The 15,167-nt window shown below is 58.9% G+C and carries 8 protein-coding genes; all 8 read right to left on the bottom strand.

All coding sequences use genetic code 11. The annotated features are described in order from the left end of the window. Positions 1-31: 31 nt before the first annotated feature. The 8 genes from IEV58_RS04480 to IEV58_RS04445 all read right to left on the bottom strand — a co-directional run bounded on the left by IEV58_RS04480 (position 32) and on the right by IEV58_RS04445 (position 15,165). The gene (locus IEV58_RS04480) at positions 32-1,291 is read right to left on the bottom strand and encodes a type II toxin-antitoxin system HipA family toxin (RefSeq protein WP_188408471.1); all 1,260 of its coding nucleotides are present in this window, start codon (positions 1,289-1,291) and stop codon (positions 32-34) included. Beyond that, entirely contained in the window at positions 1,291-1,515 is a 225-nt protein-coding gene (locus tag IEV58_RS04475) for a helix-turn-helix domain-containing protein (protein ID WP_188408470.1), read from the bottom strand. Before IEV58_RS04475 ends, IEV58_RS04480 begins: the two co-directional genes overlap by 1 nt. Positions 1,516-1,711: 196 nt before the next feature. After that, positions 1,712-3,559 carry a ParB/RepB/Spo0J family partition protein gene (locus IEV58_RS04470; RefSeq protein ID WP_188408469.1) on the bottom strand — a complete coding sequence of 616 codons (1,848 nt, stop codon included), beginning with the start codon at positions 3,557-3,559 and terminating at the stop codon, positions 1,712-1,714. Between the two features lie 525 nt (positions 3,560-4,084). Continuing rightward, positions 4,085-7,393, bottom strand: coding sequence for a DUF499 family protein (locus IEV58_RS04465; protein ID WP_188408468.1), 3,309 nt, complete (start codon positions 7,391-7,393; stop codon positions 4,085-4,087). 13 nt (positions 7,394-7,406) lie between these two features. Continuing rightward, a complete protein-coding gene (locus tag IEV58_RS04460) occupies positions 7,407-10,328 on the bottom strand; it encodes a DUF1156 domain-containing protein (RefSeq protein ID WP_229729179.1) in 2,922 nt (973 codons plus the stop codon). After that, positions 10,329-10,820, bottom strand: a complete 492-nt coding sequence (locus IEV58_RS04455; RefSeq protein WP_188408467.1) for a hypothetical protein — start codon at positions 10,818-10,820, stop codon at positions 10,329-10,331. Further along, a complete protein-coding gene (locus IEV58_RS04450; protein WP_188408466.1) occupies positions 10,820-11,653 on the bottom strand; it encodes an ASCH domain-containing protein in 834 nt (277 codons plus the stop codon). Before IEV58_RS04450 ends, IEV58_RS04455 begins: the two co-directional genes overlap by 1 nt. Continuing rightward, positions 11,650-15,165, bottom strand: coding sequence for a DUF8742 domain-containing protein (locus IEV58_RS04445; RefSeq protein WP_188408465.1), 3,516 nt, complete (start codon positions 15,163-15,165; stop codon positions 11,650-11,652). Before IEV58_RS04445 ends, IEV58_RS04450 begins: the two co-directional genes overlap by 4 nt. Positions 15,166-15,167: the final 2 nt, after the last annotated feature.

The following is a 15,167-nucleotide window of genomic DNA, read 5'->3' as shown; positions in this document are numbered from 1 at the left end:
AAGCTCCCTTCGAAGTTTGTAACGCCACGACTCATGAGACGTTTGCTATCTTCAGTAGATGGGCCGCGCGTGTCTCTATCACAGCGCGAACCGCGCCAAGAATTCCATGTGCTATGCCGGCATCCTCTAACTCGGCCAAAAGCCCGTCCGCCTCTTTCCCGATGCGCCCTGCGAGCTCCGCCATGTCCTTGACCAGCAGTCGCTGCGCGCCGCGCGTCTCAGGGACAAGCGTCAACCAGTGTTTTAGCTGGATGGTGTCCGGGACCGACCGCCCGCCAATCGCCATGGCTTGTTTCTTCGCGAGCCGCGGATAAGCCGCCGTGCAAACGACATCGTAGAGCGGCGCAAGGTCGGGAACCTTGCTGCGATAGAGCAAGGCGTAGTTCTTCCCGTGCGCGTCAGCGTTGCCGACGAGATAGTGGAAAATCAACGCGCGGATGAAGGCCAGCCGGTCGAAAGCCGGACGCGCGGTAGCCCGGTCGATCAGGTCCAGTGACCGGTCGATCCCTGGTCCGCCTTCCTCTTCATATTTGAGTTCGGGCGGCACGCTGAGCGCCTGACAGAAATCCTCCTGATGCAGGCGCGTAATCGTCCCGTCTTTGTGCGGCGCCCGGTCGTAGCGCTCTACGAGAAGGAACGGGATCGTTCCGCCATGGCGCATTTCGACTGCGGGCACGGGAAGCTTCAGGCGCGCTGCCAACCGCAAACAGAACAGCTCGTTCTCGACCGTGCCGTCGAGCGCCTGAATGAAAGGTTTGAGGATATGCGTGGTCGGACGCCCGCCTTTCGCAAGCCCGATAGCATCTCCTTCCACGCAGACGGCGAGCTTGTCCTGTGCGCCCGCCAGCGAAAGACGGACTCCTTCCTCGCCACCAAGGAGAGGCCGCTCGCGCAGCTTGCCGAGAATTTCTTCGAGGCGGGGCTGGCTCAAGATTTCGACGCCGTCATCGTCTGACGAAGGTGGCGTATCGCCCGCCGGGTAAAGCGACAGGGCCCCGGCACATTCGCCGCCGATCACTTCCAGCAATCCGAAGGCGTTGCCCGCTGATATGCCAAGCGCGCCCGCCAGACGTTGCCGTGCCCCTTCATCCGGCAGCAGGCCGGAGAAGAACGGGCGGACTACCCGATCCGTATAGGGAGCCTCCTGCAACGGCATGGAGAAAGAAATGGCGCGCGGCTCCGGCCCCGTGAGATAGCCGGGGTCATAGGCATAGCTGAGAGCCCCCGCTTCGTCCTGGCTAAGTGAGCCTGCCTTCGCGTCCCCGAACCATACGTCCAGCAGATGCGCCATCACGCGTCCTCCCGCCGGCTGCCGATAGAGACCGTAAGCCCCAGGGACGCCGCCACCTGAAGGGCGCGTCCGAATTGGCAGCTCTCCTTTCCCGCCTCCAGCTCACGCACGAAGCGCACGCCGACTCCGGTCAGGCCTGCGAGCTGTTCCTGCGTCAGCTTTTGTGCCTTTCTCTCTGTGCGGATGAGCAGGCCGAAGCTCTTGCTGTCTAGGATCGTTTGCATAAATCACCCCTATCGGGATGATTATAGCACAGTGGCGGTCAAGAAGCTATAAAAAGAACCGAACGGGACGATTATGGTGCATGCGATAGGATACCACCGAAAAACGTCCCGTACGGGATGAAACGCCCCCCCTTGGCGAACGGGGCAAAAACCGACCGCGCCGTGCGGGCGCGATCGGCGTAGTCATTTTGGCCGACTAGGCAGCCACCTCGTCGAGTTCATTGGACTGCGGATCACGAGCGCGCAGCACCTCCGGAAGCCAACCCGTTCCGGCGATCTCACGGGCGGCAAGAGCTGCCAGTTCGGCCTTCTTCATTTTCGTCCAAGACGGTGCAGGGGAAACGCCCTTCGCCTCGCACAAGGCGGCGATGATATGGGCACTGCTGATGCGACCGAAATAGTTGCCCACGTCCGGCGTGAACCATTCGGCCATGTCGAACGATAAGGCCTTTGCCAGAGCATCGGCCGCGATAAGCCGCCCGCATTCAGGACGGTCAGCCTTAAGCCGAACAGCATTCACCGCCTGCGCCACGACAAAGGCCAGCAGCGACAACAAAGTGTCCTGCGGCTGGGCGAGACACCATGGCCAGAACTCCGCAGAATCCAACGGCAGGCTCTCGGACCACCGCGCCAGCGCATCGGCGTTGACCGACACCGCCGCGTGACCGGCTTCGTCCCTGATATGGCGCTCGGCAGATGTTTCCCGCAGAGTAACCTGCAGGCAAGACGGATTGACGCCCAGCGGGTAGAACACAGGCAAAGCCAGAGCGTGTACCGCCGCAGCCAGCGCGACCGGCACATTCCTAGCCACTGCAACGCGCAGTGCGGCAGTTTTCCGAGCGGTCAGTTCCTCCATCAATGCAGTGGAAAGACCGACAGGCTCGCGAGGTGTCGGCTCGTCAACAGCATCATCCACGGGTTCGTCACGACGAATGAGCCCCCGCTCGACAGACGGCGTACCCTTGTAGGTCAAGGTTACGATCGCACCGGCGATAGCCAGCGTTTCCGCTGTCCAGACCTTTTGCGCGTGCTCAAGGTCAGACATTGAACCTTCGATCCGGTCCAGCCGTGCGAGAACTCCTTCATCGCCATCATCGGCTTCCGCCGAGTCGGCCAGCGTATCGTATTCCTCCGATAACGCATCGAACAGCGCCTGCTGTTCAGCGGTCAGTTCGATACGTTCGGGATGAACACGCCGGTAATCCCCCAGCACTGACCGATCAAAATCCGCGACAATCTTGACCCAGGCCCAGCCTTCGGCGCGCACACTGTTGGCAAAGTCAGCGAGCTTCTCGGACACAAGACGATCCAGAAGGATTGTACCGATCAACGTGCCGCTCGACTCATCGTCGAATAGGTCGCGGCGCACGACTCCGCCCGCCAGTTGATATGCATCAAGCCCGACAAAACGCACGCGCTTGTCGCTTGCGGGGATTTCACCTTCGGTCAGATGACGCCGGATCAATGATGGATTGCGGCTCCATTCGGAGACTTCGGCCAGCACCCGTTCTTGCGCCTGGTGGTCATCGGAGATCGCGAAAGCCTGCGCCTCTTCGAGATCAATCTCTCCGGCACGGTATGCCGCAAGCACAACCGGGCTCAGACGTCCCAGCTTCAGACGCTTGGCCACGATATTCTCGGTAACGCCGAACCGAGCTGCCACAGCAGCAACCTCGACACCACGATCAACGAGGTCACGGAAGGCTTCGAACTGATCGGCAGGGTGCATAGCGACACGCACTACGTTTTCGGCAAGGCTGATTTCACCGGCATCAGCATCAGCGGCCACCAGCTGGCAGGGTATAGCCATATCGGCAGCGATAGTCCCCTTCTCCGCCAGCAGTTTCAGCGCGAGCAGACGACGCTGACCGGCGACGACACCGTATTTGCCGCCCTTGATCTTGCGGACGATGGGCGCCTGCAGAAGCCCGTGTGCCGTGATCGAAGCGGAAAGCTCTTCGATACCTTCAGACGCACCGGTTTTGCGGACATTGCCGTCCCATGGGACGAGTTTGTTTAAAGGGATAGATAGCGTCTCGGTCATGACTTTCTCCTTTGTTGTCGGTTGGCTCAAGACGCCAAGGAGAAAGGCTGGGCGGACAAGCCGCCCGGTCACCGCTGCAAGCGGGTACGGCCAACACGGCCCGGCAACGCCGGGGTGGTGCGGGCAGGCCGTTGACCGGGCGGCGCGCCCGGCCGCAATTGGCGTCATGGATTGAGCGAACGGCGATAGGAGAACGAGGCCGCTGCGGAGCGCTGTCGCGATTGGATGAACTCAGTCCGACGGACTATTTCACGACCTCGAAAGGCCAATCGAAATGAGAATACAGGAAGGGCTTGCCACCCTCCCTGTTCGTCTCTTTGGCGTGAATGCGAAAACGCGTTCCGACTGGATAAAGCTTTCGCATTGACCGGGAGCACTCGACATCCATCGTCGTCGGAAAGGGCTGCCCCGCAACTGGGCGGACATGGACGCGGGAACTCTTTCCCGCTTTAACGGCCGCGTAGGTCTCAACGATGACCTGCTGATATTGTGACCACGGTTTACCGATTTCGTGGCTCATTTTGGCTAGCTCACGACCTTGTCGATGAAGCCGAGCGTCGTCGCATTCTCCATGAGAGTGCGCACCTTCGCGCGGTCCATCCCCCCCGGAATCTCGGCATCAATTTTCAGCTTCAGCGAGACATCGCTGCCCGGCATTGTTGTGAGTTGCTCCACAATCGCCTCGACAATCTGGTGAATCTCTCTGGCCGGACGCTCCGACGAGATCATCACTGTACCGACGAACCTTGTGGGCAGCTTTTCGGGTGCAGGTGCAGGTGTGCCGCCGGAACCCCCAGTCGGACCAGCCGATCCGCCTTCAATTGTCTGACCGTCGACCAAGTCATCAGCGCTAGGTGGCGCGGCCGTTTTCGGAACAACAAGTTTACTGAGCGCAACATCGGGTTTGATGATGACACTCTCACTATCGATGACGACGGGGACGTTCCCTGCTTTCTCGATTGCCAAGCCATGGTAGGTCTGCGCTGCTTCGTCCCAACGCTCGGCATAAGCAAATGGGCCTGGCAGCATCCCCGAAATTGCCGCCTGAACCGCCTTTACCAGGACTTGCTGATTTTGAAACCTAGGCAGGTATGTATAGCGGTTAAGATACTCCCAGAGATCTTTCAAAGGGAGATGGGATTTGCCGTTCCAGATGTATTTCTGAAGTTCGCGGTCCAGGCGCGCCGGGCCGAACTCCGGGAATAGTCCTTCGTCGCTGACTAACTTTTTGCTCGCGCGAGATAGCAATCCGTCCTGTGCCGGTATCTTCGCGGAGGTCCATGTTAGGTCGGCTTGCGCACTGTCTTGAACAGGATACAGCAGGTAGCACCATGCTTCCTTCATGCGGGTTCTAAGTGTCTCATTCGCCTCGGCGACCTTCGACTTGGCTAAAGCTTCGTCGCTTTGTGTCAGATTGAGTCGATCGGTCTGCTTCACAATTTCAGCCCAGGCGAGGGCTGACCGCATAGCCGATTTCACATTATCGAGCTGGCGCTGCTCGGCTGCTAAAAACACGAGCATATTCCGGTAGACGCGCGGCGTGCTGCCACGCTGCATCAGGATATCCTTGGCCTCCGTATGGGCATCCGAGCCGTCACGCCCTGTATGAGAGTGCGCAACGCCAAGGATCACCGCGCGAACACCGCCGCGCTCATCTGGAACATCCGAAGAGCTACCCGGCGCAATCTGGATAGCGTCAAAAAGGCCACGATCTCCCAGGCCATTGATGTAGCCGACAAGCGCCTTGTCGATTTCCATCAACACAAGCGCCTCTTCCAGTTGCCCCGCACGGTCGGCAGCCATCCGGTTAAGGCTGGCAGACATGGAGTACCAGTAGCGGCCTAGGTCGCTGTGCATGAACTTCGCCTGATTGGTCAGGCGCCGGAGGGCGTCACCAAAAATCGCCGGGCGCTCTCCCGGTTGCACGACCCCTAGATTGATCTGCTTGTCATCGAGTCCTTTGTTTTCCTGGCTGTGAGTCGGCGCTGTTCCCATGAACACTGCGCGCGCAACCCTGCGCGTTGCCGAATACCGGTTCAGGTTCGGTGCTGATTGGTCGACTTTGTAGGGCGTCGATGTAATGCCATCGACATCGCCCGCGATGATGGATTGCCAGCTAGTGTCCAGATAGTGAAGCAGCTCCGGCTCTACGCGCGCCGAGCTGATTGCCACGCTGCCGGGCATAATCATGACCGAGGGGTCATTGCCCATCCACAGCTCGTGGATGACCTGAGCCATAAGTCGCAATACGCCACGGGTCCGCTGGAATTTTTCGAGCGAGCCCCAGCTCGTATACAGCTGGTCAAACAGCTCTGGATGGATCGGATATGCTTTTTCGAGTTTGCGGCGATAGTCTTCATCCGCGCACCCCTGCGGGAAGTCATTCGCGTTCTCACGATAGAGTTTTGCGAACTGTTTCAGCGTGTTGTCGCGGTGATGAAACTTATCGCCCGGAATCTCCTTGAAGAGACGTCGGCGAACGATCTCATAGCTTTCCTCCTGCGATGCCGGGCGCCAGGATGACTCAACACGGCTGAATGTCTGCTTGAGGCGCGCCAAAGCCTCATGCCCTCCTTCGCCGCCGACCTCGATTTGCGAAGCGGGCAGCGAGGCAACAAGAAGCGTACCCGGACTGGCCTTAACGGCTTCAGTCAGAGCCTGGACGAATGACAGATTGGCGTCGAAAGTCCCTGAGGGCAGACCCTCCACCTTGTAAATCTGGCGGAGATAGGCAACCCATTCGTCGATCAGGATGAGGCACGGCGCGCACTTCTTGAATATGGCTTCGAGCACGTTCGAACCCGGCGCGATGCCACGCGCATCGTTCTCAGCAATCATGTCGAAGACTTCGGCACCGCCAAGCTGCCACGCCATATCGCCCCACGTCGTGCGGATTTTTCTGCCGCCTTCGAGGCTGATGATGTCTTGCGGACCGCGCGATGTACCCACGAGCACCGCGCGGTTGATTTTCGCAGGTACGGTCAGACCGTTGCGCGACAAGAGCTGGTCCAGCCCCGGGAGATCGCTGACAGGCGTGCCACTGACCATGTGGTAGAGCGCCAGCATGGAATGTGTCTTGCCGCCGCCGAAGTTGGTCTGCAATTCGACAACCGGGTCGCCACCAGCCCCTGAGAGCCGCTTGGCTGCGCCCATCAACAGGTTACTCAAGCCCTCCGTCAGATAGGTCCGCGCAAAGAACTCTCGGGGATTGCGATATTCGGACGGCGCGCTGCCATTGTGGACCTTTGCAAGATCGGCTGCGAATTCGGCCTGTTGGAATTCGCCTGTGGCCACATCTTGGTGTGGCTCCACGACCTCCCGCCACGGCATCAGCCCGGCCACGGTCTCAACCGATATCTCACTGCGCTGTGTCTTCCGGCGCTCCTCATTGCGTTGAAGCTCTGCGTACTTGGTCCGCAGGATGGTGTCTCGTGATGCGCTGATCTTCTCCGCTACCTCGCCGGCGCTCACGGCTTCCAGCAAGCGGCGCATGGTGTCCAGAGCACGTTCAGCATCGTCGTATGTGAAGTTTTCGTTGTGCGCGAGCTTATTCCGGACGTCGAGAAGCTCAGAAACGTAAGAGCGTTCAGGATGGCCCAATACGGTCGCGAAGGCGTCCTTCCAGAACGCCATCATCGCCTTGAGCAGGCCCTGCTGATCCCACGCTATCGCCGTGCCCTGGCTGTTGGGTTTCAACCCCTGAACCCGCTGGACGACTTCAACCTGCCAATGCCCGGTTAGCGCCGTTTCCAGTCGCTTCTCAACGAAGGGGACTAGCCCCTCCGGCAACAATTCCATGCCTTCGAAAACATGCTGACGTGTGCTCTTAGCCATAAATCGCGCCCCCTTAGAAATTCAGACGCGTCTGGCCGTCGCCGCGCGTATCATGGATTGTTGCTGCCTCCCGCGTAAGCTCGGTCCAGTCCGCGATCAGAGCGTTGTAGGCCGTGGCTTCTTTGGCATCCTGCCGCTTATTGGCGCAGATGTCGTAGAGACAGTATGCAAGGTCTTTAACTGCCTCCGCCTTATCACCGATCTTCTTCAGCACCAGTGCGGTGCTGTGAGAGATGCCATCCTTCTCATGCAGCCGGACCAGATGTTGAAGGCACTCCCAGATCGTGAGGTGTGTGTCGGTCTCGGGGTTCCAGTCAGCCTCAAGCTCATCACGCCTGAGAACGCGCACTTTGCCCGCAGCACTCTCGACTATTCCAGCGTGCTTCACGCTTTCGACCGAAATGCCGCGTGCCGTGGCAATATTATTGGCGATCCCATAATCGCCCGCCTTCATGCCATTCTGTTCAAACCAAGTGATGGCAAACCGGGTGTCGGCGTCGAACTCGCCTTGGATGCCTCCTAGGTATTCATCGAGCTCGCGGTTGATCAGCTGCAGAGCCGCCTTCACCGTCATCGGTCTGTCATCGGATTCTAGAACTGCTTTGTAGCGAGAAAAGACGCCCATACCGGGGCCGATGGCCGATTGCGGCATGTCGGCCGGGGTGATGTTAGCGGCCTGAAGTTCGGCGATGGCCGGGGGGAGCTCGCGTTTTAGAGCCCGTATAAATTCGGCACGGGTCATGACCTCAGCACTTTCTTGTTTCTTTCGACAAACCAGTACGACAGAATTCGCCAAGGCGTTTGTGCCTGCTGCAATCATTCGATGCGTCTGCTCGGAACGAATAGGCCAAGTACCAACGACAGAGTAGCCAGCTTCTACCACCGCCTGAAGGAACGTAGCCCATCCCGTGGAGCTGATACCCTCCTTTTCGATCTCACTTTGCTTAAATGCATAATATATAGTTGCGGGGATTTCGGAATCCGATTGTACACAGAAGTTTTTGATCGCAGCCCTCATTCCATTAAGAAAGAATGCTTCGGCAGACTGAACTCCGCCGTGTCGATAGGGCGTTGCAACGAGCTCTTCTGTTTTTGGTGTCGCAAGAATGCCAAAAAGGTCGGAGTAGACGGCACTCAGGCCACGTCTCTGCCAAACGAAAAAGAAATCCGAAAGATCGGCGTAGCCAATATTGTCGTAATATGGCGGATCCGTAGAGATGACGACATTTTTTGGATAATTGACTGTCTGTGCATCATGCGAGCATAAGAATCCATCATTCCCTGGAACCAAGGTTTCAATGCACTTCGAGATAAATGCAGACGCCGGTTGAAAGCCACCTACGACCTCTTCTAATATATTCGCTTCACCAAAGTCCCACGACATCGGGATAGATTGTCGGGCAAAAAGATTCATTACCTTCTGATTACTTGGATTCCAGCGAACTGTTGCATTAGAAAAATCTGCGCATCTGTCAACTGCGAACTGCAGGTAGACGCTCACTGCTTCAGCATAGGCTTTGGCGCCTTTGCCGCCGTCGCGAAGCGGTCGGGGATCGTCGATGAGGTCTGAAACCCTTCCATCCGCCTCGATGTGAGTGCGCGCTTCAAGCACCAGATCACTTAGCTCTGTTAGCGCAACTAACTGACGATCAGTGAACAAGTCGCCGAATGTAGTCAGACCGTAATCCACGGTCCAGAAATTGCGCGGATCATTTGGTAGGACTGTCTGCGGCTTCCAGTCAGGCTTTTTGGAAGTCGCGATGGCAGCATGTTCCTGGTTCGGAGGAACGTAGGCGCGGGTCCTTTTGCCCTCTGCGACGATGGCAATCAGGGTTTGTCCCATTTTGCCATCTCGGCCCATACGTTTTACGTATTCGGGAGTAATCGCGGTCTCAGAAATGAGGCAACGAAAATTTGCTCCCCGGCCGGCCTTGGTACCTTCCTTTGCACTTGCAATTTCAGCTTTGTCTCCGCCGTGCCTAATGGTGTATGTGATCGTTTTTGCCTGCCGGTCGACTATGGGTTCGATCCACGACTCCTCATTGACCTTGGAACTAAGCAAGAAGCTTGACGCAATCGGGACCTGCACGTCCGAAAAAGCCGGGTCGGGGCTCGGTACTGTCCGAGCCCATATCCAGGCGATCACCTTCGCTTTACCGCCACCATACTTTTTCGACAGATCAATCTGGGGATATAGGTGCCCGATACGCTCCCAAGCCTTCTCGCGCATCCATTCGCCGTAGTATTTCACATCCTCGGCTAGTCCTTCTGCGTTGCGATAGAACGAACGCTCCTTGATACCAGGGTGTATGGGGGGTATGTCCTTGAATCTCGGTGGGATTTCGATCATCGCTTTGCCGATCATCACGGCCACAGGATTGAGGTCAGAGCCGTAAGCGGGCAGGCCCAGGCGCTGCGCCTCGAGCGGGATCGACCCGCCGCCCGAAAAAGGGTCATATATGGGTGGTAACTCGCCGCCACAGCTGCGCCTGATTTCAGCGCGGGCGCGTTCTAGCACCTCCTCGTTCGTCGAGTTCTCCCACTTCACTAGGTCTTCGATGATGGCGAAGAGCCGCTTCCGTTCAAGCTCGACTACCACGTCCTCAAGCGTTGGCTTAGACGCATTCGCCGCCGCGCCTTGTGCCGTAGCCTTGCTCTTTTCCCAGGCCGCCACCCGCCCGGGCAGCTGCGCCTCGGCTTGCCTCTGGAGTTTCACATCTGCCAGCAGTTCATCAACCCGCGACGAGGGATCATCTACCAACTGCGCGAACAAAACGGCTCGGCTCGCCACAAGCGGGCGCCGTGCCCAATACTGATGCAACCCGCGAGGATGTGCTCCAATCCCAGGCATTTTTTCATAGGCTGACGCCGCGTTAATCGCCTCTAGCGGGATCGCAACTTCGATCAGTTTCTTCTTGTAGGGCTTGGTCATCATCTACACCTGAAATTGAATTGTTGAGGGCATGGCAACGAGCTCAGGCCCTCTGGGAGGTTTGTCTTTGCGCCAGCCGCCCTTGACGGTCTGCAGCGCCGAAATCGGCATCTTTTGGCCCTGAGGCAGTTCCGCCAGGTCTTTGACGTGCCAGAAAACGGCCCAGTGCCCCTTATTGTCGGCACCATACTGGCCAGTCGTTGGCGAACGGTGCTTCATGCCTAGCGGATGAGTGCCGTTGCTACTTTCCTGAGAGCCGACATACAGGCCGAACCACGACACGATGTAGCTGTCTTTGGCGGGCACATCCTCGTGCGACGGATAGATGAGAACAGGCACGGGCGCGCCGCCGCGCAGTTCATCCACCTTGCGGAAGAGCTCCCACTTGCGGGAGCCGAACGCGACGAAGCCTTCGGTTTCAGCAATGACTTTCCCGGACTGGAGATGCTCCAGCGGAACGGGCGCCAGGATGGCGAACTGCGAGAAAGGAGTCATCAGCGTGCCCCGCCCCTCTTCTTGACCCGGACGCGGTAGCTGTAAGGCCCTGTCTCTTGTACCTGCACACGGTCCCCTGCGGATGCATCGTTGGCTTCGAAGAATGTCCTGATCCAACCGCGGGACCGGAAGAGCTTCTTCGACCCATCGAGATCAGTTTGCGCCGGGGACGCGCCGCCCCAATCGACAATGACCTCGCGCGCCGCCTTCTCGTGCCGGTTCGATCCCCCGACGGCTTCCTCAGGGAAACGATCGAACAGATCGCGCAGGTAGATGTGGCTATTGCGGATATTGCCCGCCGTGAGTTTAACTTCGCCGAGCAGCGCACCTGCGGTCTTCGATGACTCGACTCTGGTGGCTAGAATTGGGGAGCTTGGTGTTTTCTGCTGCTTCGGCGGGGAGACGGATGTCACGACCGAGAGGCTTTCTGTGCCCACTTCCGAACCAAGCTCGATCGCAATCGCGCGGGAAACATCCTCGTCCAGATGAACCCACGTCACGGCACCGCTCTTGTGGCGGTACGGTACGGGCTTACGGAAGCGGCGAATGTCGGCCAGCTTCCATGGGGTATTCCACTTTTCGACTGCACCGGAACGGATCATTTCCTCCGGGATGCGGTGCTTATCGAAGCTCGCGATCATTTCGGCGGAAGAGAGCGGCGCACCGACATCGGCCAGCCGCGCGGCGGCATAGACCGCGCCCGAACCTTTGCGGATCAGCCCGAACCAGCCGCGATGGGACGCGCCGGTCGACCGCATCTCCCAGGTCTTAGAACCGTCCAGAATGTACCCGATCCAAGGATCGGCGATGATCAGCGCCTTCGTGACTTTCATTCAGGAGCCTCCGCCCGGGCCAGCAGGCCGCTAAGATTGACTTGGATCGCCGTTATCCCGAACTCCGGCTCCTGCGAGAACGGCCGGCGGATGTAGCGGGGCTCGCGGGCAAACCCGTTTTCGACCTGAACGACTGCGAGAATGAACTTGTCCGGTTCATGCAGCGAGGTGATGACCTCCTGCCGCGTCACCATGATGCTGTCCGCTCCATCGATCCGGCCCTTCACTTCGATGAATCTCAAATGCTCGCCGTTGGCTGCGAGTGATGCGATGTCGTATCCGATCTTCTGGGCTGACACGTCGCTCGGCGAATTGCCGAGGGCGCGCTCGGCCGCCATGACCGCTTCCATCGCCAGCAACTCGATCTCCCGCCGGGCTGCAGGGTCCTCTGCGAATCCTGTCGGCGCTGACCCGTTCTGCGGCGTGACCGAACCACGCGCGGCGAGAAGGCCGCGCGGTATCACCACCATCCCGCCTCTCATGCGCGGGGGCTGCGAGGAGATGAACTTCTCCTGCTCCAGCTGCATCTGTCGGCGCTTAAGCCGCTCGGCGAGATCCTCGGCGCGCCGCTCGGCGTTCTGCCAGTTCAGCCGCGTTTTCTTGCCGGCTTTTTCTTCCTCTTTCAGCTCAAACGAACGGCTATCCCAGTAGTTGATCTCCTTCTTGAGCCGCGCCTTCACTTCCTGCTCGACCTTGTCGATCTCGGGAATGCGTCGCGCTTTGACCTCGGCAACGTGGCCTTGCGCGAGTTCGACGGTTGCGAACTGCACGGCAGTCCTTTCCAGGTCGGCGGTAAGCCAGGGCTCGTCGAGGCAATCCTTGACCAGCGCTATCTCGTCCGGTGTCGCCGGACGGAGATTGAGATGAGGCGCGATACCGGCGTTTGTCGTGCGTCCCTGCTTGTCGACGGCAGCGAACTGCAGCTTCTGCGAGATGATGTGCGGCTTGCCCGTGCTGGTGAGGCGCCCGTCCTGAACGCTATGCTCCAGCAGGAATATCGCCGCGAGGTCAGTCCCCAGGTCCGTTTCATCGACAAGGACCGCGCCCTGTTTCATGAGCTGGTCGTAGTCCTCACGGATAATGCTGATGACGGCTTCCAGAAGCGGATGGCCCGGGCACACGAACGTGGCGACGGGTTGCTGGTTGATGGCGTTCTTCTCAAAGCAGATGCGCTCGTACTTCTTCTGGATGGGCGCGCCGCTCCCCATCTGGCGGTCGCGCTCCCGGATGCGGACAGGCACATGGGTGATCTCCCAGCGCCCTCCCTCGCGCTTTTTCAGACGCCCCCCGAGATGCTGGAAGGCTTCGACGAAGAAGCTCTGGACATGATGCGGCTGCAGACGCTGCGCCTCCGCCCGCTCCATCTCCAGGCGGAGTTCCTGCACCTTGGCTTCCGGCATAGTGTCGTTAGTGAGGGCGCGCCGCTTCAACAGCTCCAGCAGGTGCTGCTGATCCACGGCCCCATCGACCTGCTTGAACAACCGCGCGCGGACATCCTCCTGCTCGCCATACTGGATCGCCTGAAAGAGCAAATCCTTGAGGGCAACGCCCTCAAACAGTTCGCCGAGAACGTCGTACACCCGGCCGCCAAGCGCCTCGCGGGCGGCTTCGAGCTTCTCAAGAAGCCGGGCATAAACCTCGCCTTCTCGCGTATCCGCGGCCACAATGTTCCAAAGGTGGCACACCTCGGTCTGGCCGATACGGTGGATGCGCCCGAAGCGCTGCTCGATCTTGTTCGGGTTCCAGGGGAGGTCGTAGTTGACCATCAGGTGCCCGCGCTGGAGGTTCACACCTTCGCCGGCAGCATCATTGGCAATCAGGACCACCATATCGCGGTCCTGCATGAACCGCTCGATGACCTTGCGGCGCTCCTCGCGCGTCACGCCGCCATGAATGACATCCACGGCTTCGGGATTGCCAAGCCGTGATCTCACCTTGTCGACAAGGTAATGCAGTGTGTCTTTGGGTTCAGTGAAAATGATGAGCTTGCGACGGTTGCCCTGAGGATCGATCATCAGGTCATCGTCGAGGATGCGATTAAGCTGCGTCCACTTGGTGTCTTCGCCTGATCGCAGAACGCCCAACGCCATCTGCTCCAGGCCCTTCAGCGTTTCGACTTCGATTGCGAGCTGATCGACTGTTTCCGCCGTGGTCGCGCCGGTGGAAATGATATCCTCCAGCTCATCGACCTCTTCCTGACCGTACTCTTCGATGTTGCGCAGGACTTCGTTGCTGACTCCGGTCTCGGCGATTGTGCCGCTCGGACGGCCGCGGGCCGCAAGCCGCGCCTCGGCAAGCTCATTCTCCAGCCTCTCCCGCCGGCGCTTGAGTGACTGATAGATAGCCGCCGGTGACGATGCCAACCGCCGCTGCAAAATCTGCAGCGCGAAGCCGACGTTATTGCGCTTTTTGTTATCGCCATCGGCAAACCGCAGCACGCGGTTCATCTCTGTCCGAACGTACTCTGTGACCGCGCTGTAAAGAGCGGCTTCCTTGGGAGAGAGTTCGTATTTTACGGTGTAGGCTCGGCGTTCAGGAAAGAGGGGTCGACCGTCAAACCGCAACAGCTCCTCTTTTGTGAGGCGCCGCATCATGTCAGCTGTGTCGGCATAGTGGACGCCATCGCGAAAGCGCCCCTCGAACCGGTCGCCGTCAAGCAGCGCCATAAACAGCTGGAAGTCTTCTTCCTTTCCGTTGTGTGGCGTTGCCGACATGAGCAGCAAATGGCGGCAAATCTGACCGAGCCTTTGTCCGACCTGATACCGCTTCGTGTACTTCACATCACCACCGAAATAAGTGGCAGCCATACGGTGCGCTTCATCGCAGATGATCAGGTCCCATTCCTGGGACTTCAGCAGCTTTTCCTGAAGCTCCTCATTCCGGGCCAGTACATCCAGCCTGACGATCAGGCGGTTATGATCATTGAACGGATTGCCCGACCGTGACGTCTCGATCATATCCCGCGTCAGGATGTCGAATTCGAGGGAGAACTTCTCTCCCAGCTCGTCCTGCCACTGCTCGACAAGGCTGCCCGGTGCAACGACAAGACAGCGCTCCAGATCACTGCGAGCGATAAGCTCTTTAATGAGCAGGCCAGCCATGATGGTCTTGCCTGCACCCGGATCGTCGGCGAGCAGGAACCGCAGCGGCTGGCGGGGCAGCATCTCGCCATACACAGCTGATATCTGGTGCGGCAGCGGATCAACGAGGCTCGTGTGAACGGCCAGATAGGGATCAAAATAGTGAGCAAGTTTGATCCGGTTGGCTTCGGTGACAAGGCGCAGGAGGCCGCCGTCGGCGTCAAACGACCAGAGCCGACCGCGCGCGTCTAGTTCAAGACGATGCTCATCGTCGCGATACAGCGTGCCTTCGGCAACGGCACCGTTCTGGTCCCGAAATACGACGTTGACGGCCTGCTGGCCAATCCAGTCGACCGATATGATTTGGACAGGCTGCCGCGGCACTACACCGCGTACAAACGCTCCCCCCTTGATGTCCTCAAGCCGAACCATGA

Origin of the sequence: Agaricicola taiwanensis (assembly GCF_014635245.1) — a bacterium.
Lineage (GTDB): Bacteria > Pseudomonadota > Alphaproteobacteria > Rhizobiales > Methylopilaceae > Agaricicola > Agaricicola taiwanensis.
This window is presented reverse-complemented; position numbering and strand designations above follow the sequence as displayed.

Bases quoted from the DNA above. Each gene is read 5' to 3' on its own strand.
- IEV58_RS04455 (WP_188408467.1), bottom strand. From the start codon at position 10,820: ATGACTCCTTTCTCGCAGTTCGCCATCCTGGCGCCCGTTCCGCTGGAG.
- IEV58_RS04470 (WP_188408469.1), bottom strand. From the start codon at position 3,559: ATGACCGAGACGCTATCTATCCCTTTAAACAAACTCGTCCCATGGGAC.
- IEV58_RS04475 (WP_188408470.1), bottom strand. From the start codon at position 1,515: ATGCAAACGATCCTAGACAGCAAGAGCTTCGGCCTGCTCATCCGCACA.
- IEV58_RS04445 (WP_188408465.1), bottom strand. From the start codon at position 15,165: ATGGTTCGGCTTGAGGACATCAAGGGGGGAGCGTTTGTACGCGGTGTA.
- IEV58_RS04450 (WP_188408466.1), bottom strand. From the start codon at position 11,653: ATGAAAGTCACGAAGGCGCTGATCATCGCCGATCCTTGGATCGGGTAC.
- IEV58_RS04465 (WP_188408468.1), bottom strand. From the start codon at position 7,393: ATGGCTAAGAGCACACGTCAGCATGTTTTCGAAGGCATGGAATTGTTG.
- IEV58_RS04480 (WP_188408471.1), bottom strand. From the start codon at position 1,291: ATGGCGCATCTGCTGGACGTATGGTTCGGGGACGCGAAGGCAGGCTCA.
- IEV58_RS04460 (WP_229729179.1), bottom strand. From the start codon at position 10,328: ATGATGACCAAGCCCTACAAGAAGAAACTGATCGAAGTTGCGATCCCG.